The 19,248-nt window shown below is 62.5% G+C and carries 13 protein-coding genes, 1 pseudogene and 1 riboswitch; of the genes and pseudogenes, 6 read left to right on the forward strand and 8 right to left on the reverse strand.

The window, feature by feature from the left end:
- Window positions 1-81 precede the first annotated feature (81 nt).
- The 3 genes from FA04_RS02440 to FA04_RS02450 form a co-directional block, all read right to left on the reverse strand.
- Window positions 82-2,451 carry a putative bifunctional diguanylate cyclase/phosphodiesterase gene (locus FA04_RS02440; RefSeq protein WP_034801106.1) on the reverse strand — a complete coding sequence of 790 codons (2,370 nt, stop codon included), beginning with the start codon at window positions 2,449-2,451 and terminating at the stop codon, window positions 82-84.
- The gene (locus FA04_RS02445; RefSeq protein WP_034801108.1) at window positions 2,448-3,488 is read right to left on the reverse strand and encodes an ABC transporter substrate-binding protein; all 1,041 of its coding nucleotides are present in this window, start codon (window positions 3,486-3,488) and stop codon (window positions 2,448-2,450) included. The genes FA04_RS02440 and FA04_RS02445 overlap by 4 nt, the downstream gene beginning before the upstream one ends.
- Window positions 3,489-3,660: 172 nt before the next feature.
- The gene (locus tag FA04_RS02450) at window positions 3,661-4,857 is read right to left on the reverse strand and encodes an MFS transporter (RefSeq protein ID WP_034801111.1); all 1,197 of its coding nucleotides are present in this window, start codon (window positions 4,855-4,857) and stop codon (window positions 3,661-3,663) included.
- 109 nt (window positions 4,858-4,966) lie between these two features.
- On the opposite strand from FA04_RS02450, the gene FA04_RS02455 reads away from it, so the two are divergent.
- The 3 genes from FA04_RS02455 to ubiA all read left to right on the forward strand — a co-directional run bounded on the left by FA04_RS02455 (window position 4,967) and on the right by ubiA (window position 7,793).
- Window positions 4,967-5,782 (forward strand): AraC family transcriptional regulator, encoded by an 816-nt coding sequence (locus FA04_RS02455; RefSeq protein WP_034801113.1) that lies wholly within the window; start codon window positions 4,967-4,969, stop codon window positions 5,780-5,782.
- A 170-nt stretch (window positions 5,783-5,952) separates the two neighbouring features.
- Entirely contained in the window at window positions 5,953-6,759 is an 807-nt protein-coding gene (locus FA04_RS02460; protein WP_051659573.1) for a MipA/OmpV family protein, read from the forward strand.
- Window positions 6,760-6,833: 74 nt separating this feature from the next.
- A complete protein-coding gene (ubiA, locus tag FA04_RS02465) occupies window positions 6,834-7,793 on the forward strand; it encodes a 4-hydroxybenzoate octaprenyltransferase (RefSeq protein WP_034801116.1) in 960 nt (319 codons plus the stop codon).
- Between the two features lie 400 nt (window positions 7,794-8,193).
- Here ubiA and FA04_RS02470 read toward each other — a convergent pair whose 3' ends face one another.
- Window positions 8,194-8,760: a DUF6101 family protein gene (locus tag FA04_RS02470; protein ID WP_034801118.1), complete on the reverse strand. Its 567-nt coding sequence runs from the start codon at window positions 8,758-8,760 to the stop codon at window positions 8,194-8,196.
- Between the two features lie 343 nt (window positions 8,761-9,103).
- Here FA04_RS02470 and FA04_RS02475 point away from each other — a divergent pair, with 343 nt between their 5' ends.
- Window positions 9,104-11,578 carry a DUF1217 domain-containing protein gene (locus FA04_RS02475; protein WP_034801120.1) on the forward strand — a complete coding sequence of 825 codons (2,475 nt, stop codon included), beginning with the start codon at window positions 9,104-9,106 and terminating at the stop codon, window positions 11,576-11,578.
- A 69-nt stretch (window positions 11,579-11,647) separates the two neighbouring features.
- Here the strand turns inward: FA04_RS02475 and FA04_RS02480 are convergent, their stop codons facing one another.
- The 3 genes from FA04_RS02480 to FA04_RS02490 all read right to left on the reverse strand — a co-directional run bounded on the left by FA04_RS02480 (window position 11,648) and on the right by FA04_RS02490 (window position 14,877).
- The gene (locus tag FA04_RS02480) at window positions 11,648-13,081 is read right to left on the reverse strand and encodes an FAD-binding oxidoreductase (RefSeq protein WP_034801122.1); all 1,434 of its coding nucleotides are present in this window, start codon (window positions 13,079-13,081) and stop codon (window positions 11,648-11,650) included.
- A gap of 144 nt (window positions 13,082-13,225) precedes the next feature.
- Complete coding sequence (locus FA04_RS02485) at window positions 13,226-14,200, reverse strand: L-threonylcarbamoyladenylate synthase (protein WP_034801125.1); 975 nt, start codon at window positions 14,198-14,200, stop codon at window positions 13,226-13,228.
- 77 nt (window positions 14,201-14,277) lie between these two features.
- Window positions 14,278-14,877 (reverse strand): DUF6656 family protein, encoded by a 600-nt coding sequence (locus FA04_RS02490; protein WP_034801127.1) that lies wholly within the window; start codon window positions 14,875-14,877, stop codon window positions 14,278-14,280.
- Between the two features lie 317 nt (window positions 14,878-15,194).
- A riboswitch (cobalamin riboswitch) is annotated at window positions 15,195-15,395 on the forward strand.
- Window positions 15,396-15,499: 104 nt separating this feature from the next.
- On the opposite strand from FA04_RS02490, the gene FA04_RS02495 reads away from it, so the two are divergent.
- Window positions 15,500-16,744, forward strand: a complete 1,245-nt coding sequence (locus tag FA04_RS02495) for an aromatic ring-hydroxylating oxygenase subunit alpha (protein WP_034801129.1) — start codon at window positions 15,500-15,502, stop codon at window positions 16,742-16,744.
- Window position 16,745: 1 nt separating this feature from the next.
- Entirely contained in the window at window positions 16,746-17,840 is a 1,095-nt protein-coding gene (locus FA04_RS02500; RefSeq protein ID WP_034801131.1) for an FAD-binding oxidoreductase, read from the forward strand.
- Between the two features lie 221 nt (window positions 17,841-18,061).
- Here FA04_RS02500 and FA04_RS02505 read toward each other — a convergent pair.
- Window positions 18,062-19,099, reverse strand: a pseudogene (locus FA04_RS02505) (glycoside hydrolase family 25 protein); the annotation flags it as partial.
- Window positions 19,100-19,248 lie beyond the last annotated feature (149 nt).

Consider the following 19,248-nt stretch of genomic DNA (forward strand, 5'->3'; position numbering starts at 1 on the left):
TGCGCTGCGGTTAGGACGGCAGGGCGGCAAGGTCAAGGGAAAACGGGAGTTCGGGTGGCGATTCTCGCAATCGCCACCATCTCAGGCGATGGCCTGGCGGCTCTGTTGCTCGTCCAGCGCTTCGTCGTGCGCATAACGCGCGGTGCGTGTCAGCGCCCAGATCGCCAGATCCTCGATCGGCAGCGGCTTGCTGATGAGGTAACCCTGGAACAGGTCGCAGCCGGCAGCCGTCAGCATGGAGAGTTTCTCCGGCGTGTCGATGCCTTCGCCGACGACCGCGACGTCCTTGGCGTGGCAGAGCGCGATCAGCGCCTTCAATACCGGCAGGGAATGCGACGCGGTGAGGTTCGACACCAGCGCCCGGTCGAGCTTGATGGTATCGGCGGTGTATTCGATGATCTGCTGCACGGACGTGTAGCCGGCGCCGAAATCGTCGATCGAAAGCCGGAAGCCGTTCTGGCGGAGCGCATCGATGTTGCGGCGAAGCTGGTCGCTGAACTTGACGGCGAAGGTTTCGGTAAGCTCGATCTCGATCGAGCGTGCCTCCAGCCCATGCCGTTCCAGGCAGTCGGCGAAGTGGTCGGCGATCGCCTTGGAATGTAGTTCGGCCGAGGAAATGTTGATGGCGAGCACTGTTTCGGGGCCGAACAGGGCCTTCAACTGGCCGCAGTCGGACATCGCCTTGTTGATCACCCACCAGTCGATCTTGGTGAAGAGCCCCGAGCTTTCGGCGATCGGCACGAATTCATCCGGCGTGACGTTGCCGAGCACCGGCGAGTACCAGCGCAGCAGCGCCTCGCAGCCGGTGACCCGGCCCTCGGTATCGACCATTGGCATGTAGACGAGGTGGAACTGTTCGTCCGGATCGAGCGAGCGCAGCTCGTCCTGGATCTGGCGCAGCCGCGTGCGCTTGTCGTGAAGCGCGCGCGAGTAGCGGGCGGAGCGGTTCTTGCCGCTGGTCTTGGCCTGATACATTGCCGCATCGGCATTCGCGATCAGTTCGGTGAGGTTGGTGGCGTCATCCGGGCAGATCGCAGCGCCGATGCTTGCGGTCACCGGATAACGCTTGTCGGAGACTTCGAAGCCGTCCTCGAACAGCGAGAGGATGGCGCCCGAAATTTCCCGGACCGTTCCGTCGCCCGGGCGCGAGCGCACCAGCACGGCGAATTCGTCGCCCGAAAGGCGCGCGAGGATCGCCGGCTTTTGGCCGCGGCGCTCGGTGATCACGTCGACCCGCTCGGCGATGCGGGCCGCCAAGGTTTTCAGGAGTTCGTCGCCGATCTCGTGACCATGCTTGTCGTTGACGAACTTGAAGTTGTCGATGTCGATGAAAAGCAGGCTGCACTTCTCGCCGGCCGCGATCGCCTCGCGAACGACGCCTGCGGCGAGTGCGTTGAAGTGGCCACGGTTGCTGATCCCGGTCAGCGTATCGGTCCAGGAGCTGCGTTGCACGAGCTTCAGCGATTGCACCGACTGGCGGTGCAGTTCGCGGATGTTTTCGGTGAGACGCCCGATCTCGCCCTTTTCTTCCATATCGCGGATTTCGTCGCGCGCACCCACCATCACGGCCATCACATTGGCGTCGAGAGTGGCGATCGGATCGGTGATGAAGCGGCGGATCAACATGATGATCAGCCAGATCGAGAACAGGCTCATGGCGACGGCGCCGAGCGCCAGCAGGATTTTCTGCCGCGCCATCAGCGCGTCGAAATGCTCGCTCGAAACGGTGAGCGTCGCATAGAGCGAAGGTCCGAGATGCACGCTTGCCGAAAGGTCGTCGGTGATGGCCTGCGGCCAGGGCTGCAGAACGATGTCGGATCCGTATTCCTTTTTCAGCGCCTGCTGCATGTCGAGGAAGCGGTCGGGCTGGATCGCGACCTGGACGAGCAGGGCGTTCGATTTCTTGCTCGGCAACGGCCGGGTAAAGGCAATGGGGTCGAGGAAGAAGGAATAGACGATGCGCGGTCTCTGGCCCGCTTCGTAGAGATAGGTCCAGTCAGCGAGCTTGTCTTCGCGGATCAGCCGGCGGGCGAGGTTGAGCTGTGCCTCGTCGATCTCGGCGAACGGATCCCAGCTGTTTTCAAAATAGTATTCGGACTTGAGTTCCGAACTCAGAAGCGCGAGCGAAACATAGCCCGTCGGATCGTCGAGCAGCGATTTGACGCTCTCCTGCAGCCGGACGCCGAGCGCATTGGCCCTGTAGCTCGCATCGGTTTCGGAAACGTACTGGCGCAGCGAATTGCCGTTCAGCAGCGCATTGAGAAAGCCCTTGCTGCGGCCGATCTCGTTCTGGAAGACGGCGGCCGCATGTTCAAGGCGCTGCGACAGCTTGGCATGCTCGAGCGCGCGAATGGAGCGGCTCTGCGTGACGTGGACCGAGACCGCCGCCAGCAGATAGCCGGCAAGCACCACGGGAAAGATCAGGATGAGCGCGCGTTTGCCGAGGTTCACTGGAAATTCGCCAATGTGCTGATGATACGCCGGCGCAGTTGCACCGACTCTGTGGACAGTTCCTGTTGATACTGGCTCTTGGCCAGAATGTCGGGCGAGGGGTAGATCGCCGGGTCGGAGCGAACCTCTTCCGGCAGGAGTGCGTGGGCCGCCCGGCTTGCCGTCGGCATGTTGAGCGCCAGCGCGTTGGCGGCGGCACTTCCCGGCGAACCGAGATAGTCGAGCAGCGCCAGCGCCCGATCCTTGTTTTGCGAATTGGCAACGACGGACATGCAGTCGAGCCAGGAGAGTGTGCCTTCCTTCGGAACCGCATAACGCCACACGCCAGGGGTGCCGGCCTTGGCGTTCAGCACGTGCTGGTCGCCGCTGTAGCCGAGCGCCATGTAGATGTCCTTGCTGACTGCAGGGTTCTGGATCGCGCTGATGATGTATTCGTAGGTGAGCACCGAAGGGGCCTGTTCCTTCATCAGCGTAAAGGCGGCCTTCAGCGTGCTGCTGTCGTTGGTATTGATCGATTGGCCGAGCAGCATCAACGGGGCGACGAAGGCCTCGTTGTGGTCGTCGTACATGGCCACATGCTTGGCAAGCGCAGCGGCAGGGCGCATCAGGTCCTGCCAGGAGGTCGGCGCTTCGGCTAAGACGTCGGAACGGTAGAGAATGCCCATCGTGCCCCAGAGATAGGGCAGGCCCCGGCCGGAGCAGCGCTTGCGCCAGCTCTCGTCATAGTCCCTGAGCGAGGCGACGTTGGTCTCGTCGATTTTTTCGAGAACGCCCTTGCGACCGAAGAGAGCGGCGCTGTTTTCGCCGGTTACCACCAGATCGACGCGGCTGTTCGGATCGGCCAGCACCTCGTCGCGGGTATCGCCGCTGTCGTAATAGACCTGGTGCACTGACACGCCTGTAATCGACGACCAGCGGTCGAGGATCTTCTGGTCGATATAGGATTCCCAGATGAGCAGGTTCAGGGTCTCGGCCGGTGCCGCCGTTGCAAAGAGCAACGTCGCCAGTAAGGCCGGAATCGCCGTTCGCCCCTGCATTGTGTACCCCTGCCCAAGCCCGTCAGACGACCGTAGCGCGCAAAAATTGATGAATGATTACGTAGGGCTGCGACGAGTGGCCGGGGTGCCGCGTGCCGTTTGCCGCGCAGACGAAAACCGGGCGCCGCATGGCGGCGCCCGGTCCGATTTTCTGTTTTTTCTGCCGGAGCGGCTACCGCGTCGGGAGCTTCGGCAGGAGGATCGTCAGGATGCCGAGCAGCGGCAGATAGGAGCAGATCGTGTAGACGAACTCGATGCCCTGCCGGTCGGCGAAGATGCCGAGTACGGCAGCGCCCATACCGCCGAAACCGAAGGCGAACCCGAAGAAGACGCCGGCAATCAGTCCGACGCGACCGGGAACCAGCTCCTGGGCGAAGACGACGATCGCCGAGAAGGCCGAGGAGAAGATCAGGCCGATGATGACGGAGAGCACGCCGGTCCAGAAGAGGTTCGCATAGGGCAGCATCAGCGCGAAGGGGATGACGCCGAGGATCGAGAACCAGATGACGAAGCGGGCGCCGTAGCGGTCGCCGATCGGGCCGCCGAGGAAGGTCCCGGCTGCGGCAGCGCCCAGGAACAGGAACAGCATCAACTGCGCCTGCTGTACGTCGATACCGAATTTCTCGATGACGAAGAAGGTGAAGTAGCTGGAGATGCTCGCCATGTAGACGTTCTTGGTGGCCGTCAAAAGCACGAGCACGGCAACAGCCCACATCACCCGGCCCTTCGGCAGAGGCAGCGCCCGGCTCGGCGCAGCGCGGCTCATGGTCGTGCGGCGATGGCGGACATACCAGGTGCTGACCCAGGAGAGCACGAAGAAGCCGATGATCGCGACGATCGAGAACCAGCTGAGGCTGCCCTGGCCGAAGGGGATGACGATGAAGGCGGCGAGCAGCGGACCCATGGCGCTGCCGGCATTGCCGCCCACCTGGAACAGCGACTGCGCCAGGCCATGGCGGCCGCCGGAGGCGAGGCGCGCGATGCGGGAGGACTCCGGATGGAAGATCGCCGAGCCGACGCCGATCAGGCTGGCAGCAACCAGAAGAACCCAGAAGTCATGGGCGTTGGCGAGCAGGATCAGGCCGCTGCAGGTCGACAGCATGGCGAGCGGCAGGGGATAGGGCAGGGCCCAGCGGTCGGTGATGATGCCGACGGCCGGCTGCAGCATCGATGCCGTCAGCTGGAAGGTAAAGGTCAGGAGGCCGATCTGCACGAAGTCGAGCGAGTAGTTCGCCTTCAGCAGGGGATAGAGTGCCGTCAGCAGCGACTGCATGATGTCGTTCAGCATATGGCAGAAGCTGACTGCCAGGATGACGGAGAAAGCCGTCTTCTCCGGGGAGATCCCGGAAGTTGAAGTCACGGTAGACATGGGTGATTCCTTGCCGTCTCGAAGGTTGTGTGCGGCGTGGCCTATCTCTACTGAGGTTGCCGTTGGCCTGCTTTTGTGATCTGGTCGATTTCTTTCGTGAGTGGGCCAAATGCCGATCCGCCGATATCCGCTGCCGCAGCTTCCCGATGACGATCACTTCCGGAACCTCGACTGGGTCGAGACGGGAAACGCCCCGGTGCTCGCGCTCGGACGGGATTACAATGCCGGCCTCCTCGTGCCTTTTCACAAACACACCCGGACCCAGCTGTGGTGGGCGCGCGGCGGCGTCGTGCTGATGCGCACCGAGCGCGGGCGGTGGATGGTGCCGCCCGGCCACGCTTTGTTGATCCCGGCGGGCGTGGAGCATTCGGCCGAGATGATCAGCGACGTGCGCATGCACTCGATCTATTTCGCGCCGGACCTTTTGCGAGCCGAGCGGCCGATGGTCATGGAAATCAACCCGCTGGCCGGCAGCCTCGTCGATGCGCTCGTCAGCGTAGAGAACGAGGCGATGTCGGAGCGGCGCGAACAACTGGTGACTGATCTGCTTTTGGAGGAAATCGGCCGGCTGCAGGAGCGCCCACTCGGCCTGCCGTTCCCGCGCGACGAAAAGCTTGCGGCGCTCTGCCGGCAATTCCTGCAGGCGCCGTCGGCGGCCGCAAGCATCGACCAGTGGGCCGACAGGCTGGGTCTCAGCCGCCGCTCGTTCACGCGGCTGTTTCGCAACGAGACGGGCGTCAGCTTCGTCACCTGGCGCCAGCAGGCCTGCATCTTCGCCTCGCTGCCGCTTCTGGCCGACGGCGAGCCGATCATCAATGTGGCGCTCGATGCCGGTTATGAGAACGTCGCGGCCTTTACGACGATGTTCCGCCGCATGCTCGGCAGCCCGCCGAGCGTCTATCTGAAGACCTATCTCGGCCAGTGACCGCGGGCAGCTACGGCGCTCATGGGAAACGAAAGCTGAATTGACCTGGTTAACGGAATCGTAGGAACAAGGGCCAATAACTCGCCCTGTGCCGTTCCTGCCCACTCCCTCCTTCGGCCCGACGGCACGGCCAATTTCGCCCCGGCGAATGAATCTTCCGGAGTTGTTTCTTGCGTATCCGTTCTCTTGTTTTCCTTTCTGGAACCCTTTTGCTGTCGGCAAATGCCGCCTCCGCCGGTGACGGCCAACATTTCTGGTCCGGTGACTGGTACCTGAAGGTCGGCGCCACCGGCTTTTACGGCCCGAAATACGAAGGCGCTTCCAAGCGCATGTTCCAGGCGGCCCCGCTGATCTCGCTCGGCAAGGCCGGCAGCACGGTCCGCTTCTCCTCGCGCAACGACAACATGTCCTATGCGCTGGTCGACCAGGGCAGCTTCCGCGCCGGTCTCGTCGGAAAGCTGATTTTCGAACGCGATGCCGGCACGTCCAGCGACCTCAAGGGACTTGATCCGGTCAAGTTCGGCGGTGAAGCCGGCGGCTTTGCCGAGGTCTACCCGACCGACTGGCTGCGTGTGCGCGCCGAAGTCCGCCAGGGTATCCGCAGTCACCACGGCGTCGTTGCCGATGTCGCGGCGGACGCCTTTGCCGATGTTAGCAGCAATGTCCGCATTTCCGGCGGCCCGCGCCTGTCGGCAGCTAGCAGCGGCTACTACACGGCCTATTACGGCGTGAATGATCGCGAGGCGACGGCCTCCGGTCTCAGCAACTATACCCCGCATGGCGGCGTCGGCTCGGCCGGTGTCGGTGCTGCGATCACTTGGCAGGCAACCGAAAAGCTCGAGACGAGCGCCTATGCCGAATACAAGCGCCTGCTTGGCCCGGCGGCCGATTCCAGCCTCGTTCGCGAACGCGGCAGCCGCAACCAGGTTCTCGTCGGTCTGTCGGCAACCTACCGCTTCGACTTCACGCTTCCCTGATCAGGCGTTTTCCTCCCGTGGTCGGCGGCGATCTCGCCGCTTGACCGGCCGGGCCTGCGGCGTCAAACAGGGATATGAACACAATCTCTGCCGATTCCGGCCGCGTTCAGGACGCGCCGTCCAACAACTGGGTCTATCGAGTGCTGCCGCGTGCGCTCTGGCCCTATGCGCAGCTTGCCCGCTGGGACCGTCCGATCGGCTGGCAATTGCTGCTGCTGCCTTGCCTCTGGTCCGTGGCCCTGGCGTCGGGTGTGTCGGCGAGTGCCGGTCAATTCTCCTTCGGCCGCTTCCTGTTCCATTGCTTCCTGTTCACTGTCGGCGCCATCGCCATGCGTGGTGCTGGCTGCACCTACAACGATATCGTCGATCACGACATCGACATGGAGGTTGCCCGTACCCGCTCGCGGCCGCTGCCGTCGGGGCGCGTCTCGCGCCTTCAGGCCAAGGTGTTCACGGTGCTGCAGGCACTTGTCGGCCTTGTCGTGCTGCTGCAGTTCAACACCTTCTCGATCGTGCTCGGCATCCTGTCCCTGGCGATCGTCGCGATCTATCCCTTCGCCAAGCGGTTTACCGACTGGCCGCAGTTCTTTCTGGGATTGGCGTTTTCCTGGGGCGCGCTGATGGGCTGGGCGACCGAATTCGGCACGTTGTCGGTTGCCGCCGTTCTGCTTTACGGCGCTGCCATCGCCTGGACGATCGGTTACGACACGATCTACGCTTACCAGGACAAGGAGGACGATGAACTGATCGGCGTGCGCTCGACGGCGCGGCGTTTCGGTGAAAACCCGCGCCCCTGGCTGATCGGCCTTTATGGCATCGCGACGCTGCTCGTCCTTCTGTCGTTCGTTGCAGCCGGCGCCGGTGCCGTCGCCTATGTCGGCCTCCTGATCGCAGCAGCGATGCTGACCTATCAGATCCTCGTCCTGAACATCCATGATCCTGCACAGTGCCTGGCGCTGTTCAAGTTCAACAGCATCGTCGGTCTGATCATCTTCGCCGGGCTGGTGCTGGCGCTTCTCCTGCGCCTGATATGAAAAATCCTCCGTTGCGGCGGAGGATCGTCTTCATTGCCCCATGGTCGGCCTGCCTGTTGCGGGCCGCAAAAATCTCAGGCCCAGCTGATGTCGCGGGCGGCCTTGCGCTTCCTCGCCTCGTGACGCGCACGGAAGCTGGACAGGACGGCGGCAACGACTGAGGCGATGTGCTTGCGCATCGGGTTTCTCCTTCTTTCGTGGTCTTGGCTATGCAGCCCATATGGCACGAAGAAGGCGACGCAACTGTTTCCGGGGGAACATTCGGTAAATCGTCGGGGGAGGCGGCGACGACCCAGTGCATGCGTGCACGAAGAAAATGTCCCGACAGATCTGACCTCGCCAAACGCGACAGCCGGCCGCAGGGAACGGCCGGCTGTCGCGCTGGAGGTAGGCTCTTCAATCAGCTGCGGGCGATGATCTCGCGCCCGTCGATCTTCATGTGTACGCCAAGCGTGCCGGTGGAGCGGCGCACGAGGAAGCGCGGGCGGCGCTCTGCGAAGAAGGAGTGGCGGCGGCGCGGCTTGACGGGCGCGGTGCGCACGTCGCCAAGGTGCTCTTCGAGCGGCCTTGCCACGCCATCCGCTTCGACCATGAGCATCGGAATGCGATAAGCTTCTGCCCAGGCGCGCCAGTCGGCTGCGATGTCGGACAGGTCGTGTGCGACGAGCAGCGGGACACAGAGGTCCGGGTCGTCGTGATGAAGTTCCAGCGTCACTGTAACGTCTCCGTCGCCGTGATCGATCGCGCGAGCCGCGACCCCCTTGAATGCGCGCGCCGGCAGTGCGATCGAAAGCGGCAGGCCGCTCGATGGTAGCACCTTGCGCAGAACTGCGCCACGCTCGTCCAGGCTGATCGTGACATTACCGGTGTGACCGCGCAAGGCGTAGCTCGCCTGCTGTGGAAAGCGCTGCGGATCAAGACGGAGCGTGTTTTCGACCCATGCGGGTTGAGAGAGTGTGTTGCGCATTTCAATCGCCCTTGTTTTTCCTTGAGAGCCGGTTTCCGGTCTTCTCGTCGGGACTTTTCGTCCTCTATGAGCGGGAGAATAGGCGGCGCCCTTTCCGAACGACTTAAAATTCGCGGTTAAGAAAACTTTGCGTTTCTCGATGGTTAGCAAAAGCCGACCGGTCAGGGTTTCCGTTTCGTCAACAGCGCGGCCGCATTCGTTCCGATCAGGCGCACCTTTGCCGTCGTTCGAACTGCCGGGAAAAGCCACACGCAAGCCAGTCCTGCAATCATGACGCGTCAGAATTCTGTTTCGGGGCTCGGGTCCAGCCTGTCCCCATGGGTAACCGACAAGGCGCCAGGGCATGGTATCGACCTATCTCGACTACAGTCGCATCACGCGGGACATGAGGAGCAGCCTCAACCGCATTGCCCAGCAGCCGCAGATCGCGCGCGAAGCGGAGTATTATAAAGAGAACATCGGCAGCGTGAAAACTGTCGAGGAGTTTCTGAACGACTATCGACTCTACTCATACGCGATGAAAGCGCATGGCCTGGAGGACATGACCTATGCCAAGGCCTTCATGCGCAAGGTGCTGGAAAGCGATCTTTCGGACGAAAGCAGCTTTGCCAACCGTCTCACCGATGAACGCTACCGCAACTTCGCGCAGGCCTTCAGCTTCAGCTCGTCGAAGCCGGTGGCTCAAACCAACGCACAGCAGGATGCGCTGATCGGTCTCTACAACGAGCGGATCGCCAGCCTCGACACGGCCATGCGCGGAGAGATGGCCTATTTTGGCGCGGCCATGGATCTCGTCACCGATGTCGACAAGTTCCTCGGCAACGAACGACTGCGTTCGTTTGCCTTCACCGTCTTCGATATTGACCCGAAGACGTTCAACTACACCGAGGTCCGCGACGCGCTGACCAGCGACCCTGCCGCTCTGACCGCAAGCCGCACGGCCGCTGTGACGAGGCGGGAAGAAGCGCTCAAGCTGCAGACTGACCTTCAGACGCGGCTCAAGTCCCTCGGGGAGATTAACAGGCTGACGTCCGAACTTGCGGAGGCGCCCGCTGCCGACAAGCCGGCGATTCAGGCCAAGATCGACGAGCACAACGCGATCGTCGCCGATCTCGATGCCAAGCTTCCGCCACGCGATCAGGCGCCCGCGCTGCTCGCATCGCTCGGCGAGGAATTGAACACGCTGAACGGGCGCATCCGCAATCTCGAAACCTACATCAAGTTGGCGGAAACCTTTAACTTCAACGCTGATGGCAGCGTGCCGGCCGGCGAAAAGGCGATAAGCGACGCAAAGAAGACGGAACTCAACAACATCTACGTCTTCAAGAAACCGGGCGAAACGCCGCTCGGCGGCGCGCGCCTGACCGGCGCCGGGGCACTGCTCAACAAGGAATATTACGAAGGCAAGATCGCCGGCGTCACCAGCATCTCCGAGCTGACCAGCGACAGCCGGCTGTTCAACTACCTCGTCACGGCCTTCGGCCTCAAAGCGTCGACGACCGTGCCGTCGACGATCGAAAACATCCTCACCAGCGACATCAACGACCCGAACAGCTACGTCAACACGCAGGGCGGCGAGTACAATGCCGCCTTTAAGGAAATGCACAAAGCCTTCAACTTCCGGCCCGACGGCACGCTGCAGCCCGGCAAGACGGCGCAGGACGCCGATCAGTTGAAGAAGACGTCCGACGGCTACATGGTCCGCTACAATGACAAGGGCGATGCCGAAGACGAAGCCTTGGTCAAGCGCTTCAAGCTGCTGGTCAATTCGATGGAGTCGGTCGACAAGCTGCTGGCCGACAATGGCGTACTGAAGTTCACGCTCAGCGCCTTCGGTCTCGAAGACGAGGGCCTGAGCAAGCGTGATCTGAAGCGCATTCTGACGAGCGATCTCAACGATCCCAGAAGCTACGTCAACACGCTGCGCGACGAACGCTACGTCAAGCTCGTGAAAGCGTTCAACTTCAATCCGGACGGGACTCTCGGCGCACCAAAACTCGCCCAGAGCGACGGCGACATCATGAATACGGCGCGGGCCTATATCGTCGCCAAGTCCCGCTTCGGCACGGACGACGAGAAGAAGATCGCGAAGGAAAAGGCCCAGGAAGAAGCCAAATATTACACCTCCGAGATCGCGAAGATCGAAACGCTGGATGCCTTCCTCAAGAACCGCCGGCTGGTCGACATGGTTCTCGTCGGCGCAGGCATCGATCCGGAGACGGTCAAGTCCGACTATCTCAGGAGTATGTTCACGTCGGATCTCGAAGATCCGAAGAGCTTCATCAACACCGACCCGAATGGGCTGAAGTATCGCGAGATCGTCTCGTCCTTCAACTTCGACAAGGACGGCAAGATCGTCAGGGGCGAGGCAGGGCAGATCCAGACCCGCCGCGGTCTCGTCACCACCGTTGATCTCTTCCTCAATCAGTCGCTCGAAGAGAAGGAGGGCGCCGATAACGGCGGCATTCGCCTGGCGCTCTATTTCAAGCGCAAGGCCTCGGACATCAACACGGCCTACGACATCCTGGCCGATCGCGCCCTGTTCGAGGTCATCAAGACCGCCTACAGCATGCCGGAGGGCTTGCAGAACGCCAAGATCGAGGCCCAGGCGGCCTTTATCGAGCGCACCGTCAACATCAAGGAACTGCAGCAGCCGGGTCAGCTTGAGAAGCTTCTGCAACGCTTCACGGCGCTCTACGACGTCGAGAACAACCAGGATGTATCGCCCGGTCTCGCGATTCTGACTGGCGGCGGCAGCGCTGGCGTCAGTGCCGAGACCTTGCTGTCGCTCTCGCAATTGCGCGCAGGCGGCCGCTGACGCACGCCGTCTGACGGTCAGCCCAAGCCTGTTGCTGCATCGCCGCGCGCCGCGCGAAACGGCGCGTCGTCAACCGTCGGCGCGCAGCACTTTATCGGGGTTCATGATGCCTGCGGGATCGAACGCGTGCTTGATGCGTTGCATCAGCTCGATTTCGATCGGCGCCCGGACCTCGGCGAGCTCGTCGCGCTTCAACTGGCCGATGCCGTGCTCGGCGGAGATCGAGCCGTTATACCCAAGCACGATGCCGTGGACGATGGCGTTGATTTCGCGCCAGCGGTCGAGGAAGGCCTGCTTGTCGGCGCCGACTGGCTGCGAAATGTTGTAGTGGATGTTGCCGTCGCCCATGTGGCCGAAGGAGCAGATGCGGGCGCCGGGGATCGCTTTCACGACGGCGGCATCCGCCTCCTTCATGAAGGCCGGAATGCTGGAGACGGGCACGGAGACATCGTGCTTGATCGAGCCGCCCTCGGGCTTTTGTGCCGGCGACATGCTCTCGCGCATGTGCCACAGCGCCTTCGCCTGTGTCTCGTTGGCGGCAATCACTGCATTCTCGACGAGGCCGGCCGCATATCCCTGCTCCAGCAGATCCTGTACCATCCGTTCCGCGCTTTCGGCGCTATCGGACGTCGAGATATCGATCAGCGCGTACCAGGGATGGACCGTTTCCATCGGATCACGAACGCCGGGGATGTGCTTGGTGGTGAATTCGACGCCGAGCCGCGGCATCAGCTCGAAGCCGGTCAACGCCGGCCCGCAAAGGCTGGACGCCTTTTCAAACAGAGCGAGCGCATGCTCGACGCTGCCGACTCCGGCAAAGGCGACCTGATGCCCGAGCGGCTTCGGGAAAAGCTTGAGCACGGCGCCGGTGATCACGCCGAGCGTGCCCTCGGCACCGATGAAGAGATCGCGCAGGTCGTAACCGGTATTGTCCTTCTTCAACCGGCGCAGCCCGTCCCAGATTTCGCCGGTCGGCAGCACCACTTCGAGGCCGAGGCAAAGCTGGCGCATACTGCCATAGGCAAGCACGGCGGTGCCGCCTGCATTGGTGGAGAGATTGCCGCCGATGCGGGCTGAACCTTCCGAGCCGAGCGACAGTGGGAACAGGCGATTGTGCTCGTCCGCCGCCTTCTGGATATCGGCGAGGATACAGCCGGCATCGGCGACGATGACATTGCCGACCGGATCGATGTCGCGAATGCGGTTCAGCCGTTCCAGCGAAAGAACGATGTCTGCCTTGCCCTCCCGCGGGATCTGCCCGGCGACATGGCCGGTGTTGCCGCCCTGCGGCACGATCGCCGTGCGGGTGGCGCTCGCGAGCTTCATGATGCGCGAGACCTCGTCGACGTTGGCCGGACGCAGGACCATCGGCGTCGTGCCGCGGTAAAGTCCGCGCGATTCGACGAGATAGCGCGCCTTGTCGGCTTCGTCCGTCAGCACGTTGGTGTTGCCGACGATCTCGGCGAAGGAAGCGATGAGTTCGGGAGAGGGAAGGGTGGTCATGGGCCTCACTTCGCATTGCGCCTGCGCGCGCTATCGGATCGGTCGATCTGAGGATCTGGTCCTCGGTTCCTGGTCGGCGGCGATCATAACCGCAATTGGTGCCGTTCGATGAGGGTGGGTGCGGAGAAGATGCCGCACACTATCTTACCCTCGTGGTGCCGCCGCCCGTTGTAACCGGTCGATGATGGCTTCCCCCAACCCGTCCGAAGGGATCGGCCCGAAGGCGATGGTCTCTGCGCCGCTGGCATCCGCCCGCTTCATATAGTCGAAGAGATTGGCGGCGGCTTCGCGCAGATTGCCAGTCGGGCTGAGATCGAGAACGACGGCCGCCTGCTCTTCGCCGGCGATCCGATTGCCGCCGAAACGGATCAAGGCTTCGCCGGCATGCACCTCGGCGGCATCGAGCCGGACGGCAGCGCCGGGCGCGTAGTGCGAGGCGAGCATGCCCGGCGCCTCGATCGTCGCTCCCGCCGTCTCCGGCCGGGTCACCGGACGACCAAGCAGGCGTTCGATCTCGGCGGCATCGAGGCCACCCGGCCGAAGCAACCGGATCTCGTCGCCGTCGACCTTGATGATCGTCGACTCAAGGCCGATTTGGGCCTGGCCGGCGTCGAGGATCAGCTTCAGTTTGTCGCCGAGATCGGCTTCCACATGGACCGCACTGGTCGGGCTGATTTTGCCCGACGTATTGGCACTGGGCGCGGCCAGTGGTCGCCCGAAGTGAGCGATTACCCGGCGCGAGAAACCGTCGGGCATGCGGATGCCGAGCGTGTCGAGGCCGGCGGACGCCAGCGCATGAACCGTGCTGTCGGCGCGCTGCCGAAGGATCAGCGTCAGCGGGCCGGGCCAGAAGGCTTCGGCCAGCTGCCTCGAAATCGGATCGAAATGCACATGGGCTTCGGCCATCGCCATGTCGGAAACATGCGAGATCAGCGGATTGAAGCGCGGGCGCCCCTTCATCTCGTAGATGCGACTGATCGCATCGGGATTGGTAGCGTCGGCGGCAAGGCCGTAGACGGTCTCGGTCGGAATGGCGACCGGCTCGCCTTCGCCAAGAACGGCGCAGGCGCGCGCGATCGCGCGGTCCGGTTCTCTATCCGTGTCGATGATCTCAGCCATGCCGTTTCCTTTCCGACGCTTCCTTAACGGACGCACCGGAAAAACAGAACGATTTTCTTTGAAGGAACCGGTTCGGCTCAGAGGCTGCGAATGATGCGACGCAACGCGTCATCCTTGGCGCCAAGCATCAGTACGTTTTTCAGCGCGACCTTGGGATCATCCGTGCGAAACAGCAGCCCGTTGTCACGAAAGTTGCGGTTGATGACCATTTGCCCGGCTTGGGCGCCCGGTTCGATGGCGACGGCGAAGTACATGCGTGAATAGCCGGGCTGGATACTCTCGAAAAAATGCGTCTCGTCGCCCAGGTTGCAGAAGAAGTTGGCGAAGTAGAAGGACCAGGTGATGTCCTTGGAGGGAGTAACCGGCGTACGCGCCGCCGTCACGTGACAGTAGCCGAGATGCGGCCGGCCGACGAGCGTGCGGTGGAAGATCATCTTCGGGAACTGGATCGAGTTGTGGAACCCGTTGATCCGCTTATGGGTCGTGTCGCCGGCGGTGCTGAGCTTCTTGCCCGTCCTGTCTGCGACTTCCTCATAGCTCAAATACCGGCGTTCGCTCGGCAACCATTGCCTGCGGTTGATCCGGCCCGTACGCAGGAATTCGGTATGAACCGCCACCTTCGGCGGGATTGTCGGCAGCTTCTCGGCTGTCGCGTCGTAGTATCTCAACTTTGCCATGATCGTCAGCGCGCCATCTGCCTGCCTGCAGGACCTCTCTCGTCCGCCGGCTAGGCTAGCGGCTCATGGTTAATGAATGATTTCGTCCTGGCTGCATCATTAGCGTTCTCTATCTGACGCGATGTCGCAAACGGGCGAAGCCCTCCCGCATCTGCGCCGACCGCGCCGCAAAAGTCGGCAATTGCCCAAGATGTGATCTATCTATATGTTTGCAATGTAAAAATTCTAAGACGGTGGCCTTTTGTGGCGGTTTTTTCCGTGTCGTCATTCTGGAATTGGATGTCGCTATCGGGCAGCTGCCAAGGTGACTTCCGCGATTACATATCCTTACTCAAGGTGCCGTCTTCGAAGGGAAGATGGAGAATTGGGAAGCCGGTCAAATCCCGGCGCTGCCCCCGCAACGGTGGTGGAGCGAAAGCCTCGGCAAAGGCCACTGGACGGTTCGTCCGGGAAGGCGCCGGGCAGGTCCGAAAGGACGGCTCCTGAGCCCGGAAACCAGCCTTGACGGACATAACCGTAACGGGTTGCGGCGGGCAGCCGGATCGGAGCCTCAAACGCATGGGCGTGCGCCCGTGCGGGTTCCTGTCCTGCCTCTCCGAAACATGGCGCATGAGGACAGGACATGGACACCAGAAACGATATGCTTCGAAAGCTGAAGGGCAGGCAGGACGGCTACAGCCTCGACCGGGCCTTTTACATCGATCCCGACTACTACAGGCAGGATCTGGAAAACATCTGGTACAAGGATTGGCTGTTTATCGGCCATGACTGCGAGATCCCGCGGGCCGGCAATTACTTCACCGTCCAGGTCGGCGACTACCCCGTTGTCATCACCCGCGACCGCCAGGGCGCCATCCGGGCTCTGCACAATTCCTGCCGCCACCGCGGCTCGCGCGTCTGCACGCAGGCGAAAGGCTCGTCGGCAAAGCTTGTCTGTCCCTATCACCAGTGGACCTACGAACTCGACGGCTCGCTGCTCTTTGCCCGGCAGATGGGAGAGGATTTCGACAAGGCCGCCCACAGTCTGAAGCCGATCCATTGCGAAACGGTCGGCGGCTACATCTTCATCAACCTGTCGGAAAAGCCGATGGATTTCACGGCGTTCCGCGACATGGCCTTGCCGTATCTCGCGCCGCATCGGCTCGGCGAAACCAAGGTCGCGTTCGAAAGCACCATCATCGAGAAGGGCAACTGGAAGCTCGTCTGGGAAAACAACCGCGAATGCTACCATTGCGCCGCCAATCATCCGGAACTCTGCCGCACCTATCCTGAGGCGCCGACGGCGACCGGGGTGCAGGGCGCCAAGGATGATCCTGTGATCGCCGAACATTGGGCGAAGTGCGAGGCCGAGGGCCTGCCGAGCGAATTTAAGATGTCGCCGACCGGTCAGTTCCGCGCCGCCCGCATGCCGCTTGTCGACAATGCCGAAAGCTACACCATGTCGGGCGCCCGCGCCGTCAGGCGGGCCCTGTCCGCCGACGTCTCCCAGAGCCAGATCGGCACGCTCTTGATGTTCCACTATCCCACCACCTGGAACCATGTGCTCGCCGACCACGCCATCACCTTCCGGGTGCTGCCGCTCGGGCCCGAACTGACGCAGGTGACGACGAAGTGGCTCGTCAACAAGGATGCGGTCGAAGGCGTCGACTACAATCTAGATGAACTGACGCATGTCTGGACCGAGACCAACGACCAGGACCGTCAGATCGTCGAGGAAAATGCCTTCGGCATCCGCTCACCGGCCTATGAGCCCGGTCCCTATTCGCCCGAGCACGAGGGTGGCGTGATGCAGTTCGTCGAGTGGTACTGCAAGTTCATGGAGCAGCGCCTTGCCGGCGACGCGGCTCCGCTTTCAAGGGTCGCCTGACATGCAGATGGCCTCTTCGTTTCACCATTTCGACGCGCTCCACGTCTGGATCGACCGGCAGCAGATGCTCGAATGCACATCGGCGGTTGTCGAGACCGCCGATGTCATGACCTTCACCTTCCGGGCCGAAAAGCCCGCCTGGTTTCGCTATCTGCCCGGGCAATTCGTGACCCTCGAACTGCCCGTCGCCGACGAGCCAGTGATGCGCACCTACACCCTGTCGTCGACGCCCTCGCGGCCGCTGTCGATCGCCGTGACCGTCAAGGCGCAGTCAGACAGCATCGGCACCCGCTGGATGTTCGAGCACCTGAAGCCCGGAATGAAACTCCGCGCCTTTGGCCCGCTCGGCGATTTCAGCTTCGTCCGCCATCCCGGCGACAAGTACCTGTTTATCTCGGCCGGCTCCGGCATCACGCCGATGATGTCGATGACGCGCTGGATGGCGGACTGCGTGCCGGAGACGGATGTGACCTTCATCTCCTGCGCGCGTCGGCCGGAGGACCTGCTGTTCCGTTCGGAGCTGGAGGTTCTGGCGACGCAGATGTCCGGGCTGAACCTCGGCTTCATCGTCGAGGGACATGAGGCACGCCACGGCTGGCACGGGCTTCGCGGCCGCATTGATGGCGCCAAGCTGCCGCTGCTTGCGCCCGATTTCATGGACCGCACCGTTTTCTGCTGCGGCCCCGAACCGTTCATGCGCGGCGTGCGCGAGATGCTGAAATCGGCCGGTTTCGACATGGGCCGCTACCACGAGGAGAGCTTCCAGCCGGCCGCCGCACCTGCGGCGGAAGAGATTGCCGTGCGCGCCGGCGCCGGTGACGAGGGCGAGGTCCAGGCCGCCAAGATCGCCTTCACCATGAGCGGCAAGGAGATCGAGGCCAAGCCCGGCCAGACGATCCTGCAGGCGGCGCGCGCCAACGGCGTGCGCATCGGCGCTGCCTGCGAAGGCGGCATCTGCGGCACCTGCCGGGTGATGAAGGTCTCAGGCGAGGTGGATATGAGCCACAATGGCGGCATTCTCGACGACGAGATCGATGAGGGCTACATCCTCGCCTGCTGCTCGCGACCGCTCGGAGACGTCCAGATCGAAGCTTGAAGGCTTTAATGATGTCGCGCAAAAGTGTGCAGCGGTTTTGCGACAAAGACATGCATAACAACAAGCGCTTAAAGCCTGTCGCGTGAATGCTTTTCACGCGACAGGCTTTAGGGCGCGTTGCAGGGGATCGGATTGGCGGAAATGCTTGCCGGGGCGTCGGTGCCGGCCCCCGTCTTGGAGCAGGCGCCCTGGGCGGCATCATTGCCGGCGATCGCCACCTGCAGGGCACGTTCCTGGCGGGCGAAATCGATCGAGCCGGTCACCAGCATGTCGACACCGCTGCCGGCGCCGCTCGTAGCGTCAGCGCGGCTCACGAGCAGCGGCTCGCTAAACATCGCAGTCGCCCTTGCGATCGCCTGCATGCCCGTTCCCCGCTCGGCTTGGGCGACGAGCATCAGCGGCAGTGGCTTTTCCGGCAGCAAGGCGCCCTGTGCCCAGATCGCTTTCAGCGCCGGCGGCGACATTGCCGCCACATTCACGTCGATGTCGTCAAGCGTTCCCGGCACGCGGTAGGGGCAGCGGCGCTTGCCGCAGTTGATGCCCGAGGAGAACTGCCACAGCGCGTAACTGTCCCAGTTGCCCATCGGGAAAACCTGGCGGATATCCGGTTTGTAACGGGCGTACCAGAGCGGCAGGCGCGACAGCAGCCGGTGTTTGGCCCGGTGCGCGGCGATGTATTTGGCGGTGATGTGGTTGGTATAGAGGATCGGGTAGCGCCCGGTCCGGGTCTTGATGTGCCCGGCGAAGATGGCGGCGTCCTCCAGCGACATGTACTTGTCCGGATCGATGCCCTCGAGATCGAGCACCATCAGCTCGTCGTCGCGCGGATCGGCGTAATCGAGGAAATGGTTCGCCTGGTCGACGGGATTGCCCGGGCGGGCAAGATGGTAGGCACCCCACAGCAGCCCGTGCGAACGGGCAATCATCCGGCGGGTCTGGTAGAGCTCGCGGCTGACGGCGTATTTGCGCCACATGGTCTTGCAGTGGTTGAAGGTGTCGCCGTTGTGGTCGCCGGTGCAGGAGAAGCTTTCGGGCAGGCCGTCGGAGGCCTTGGCGATGAAACCGGAAACGCGCTTGTCGCCAAGCATCGTTTCCCAGTCGATGCTGTTCATCTCATAGGCGTCGACGATGATGGCATTCGACTTGGTCTTCCAGGGCTCCATTTCACCGGCGCGTGCGATCGCCGCCGCGAAAGCCAGACCGATGAAGGTCGCGAGGCGCAGAATCATCCCTGTCGTGGAGATACACCGCTTTGCCATTCTCTGAGATTGCCGACAGTATCGTTAACGCATCGTAAATCCCAGCCCCCGAGCGGACTGTGCGGGAGCGACGCGCGAATGTATACCGACCTGTGGCTGTATATAAGAAATTGCTTTCATGTTCGCGATCTGACGATCAGCCGGGAAGG

It is taken from the genome of Ensifer adhaerens (assembly GCF_000697965.2).
GTDB lineage: Bacteria > Pseudomonadota > Alphaproteobacteria > Rhizobiales > Rhizobiaceae > Ensifer > Ensifer adhaerens.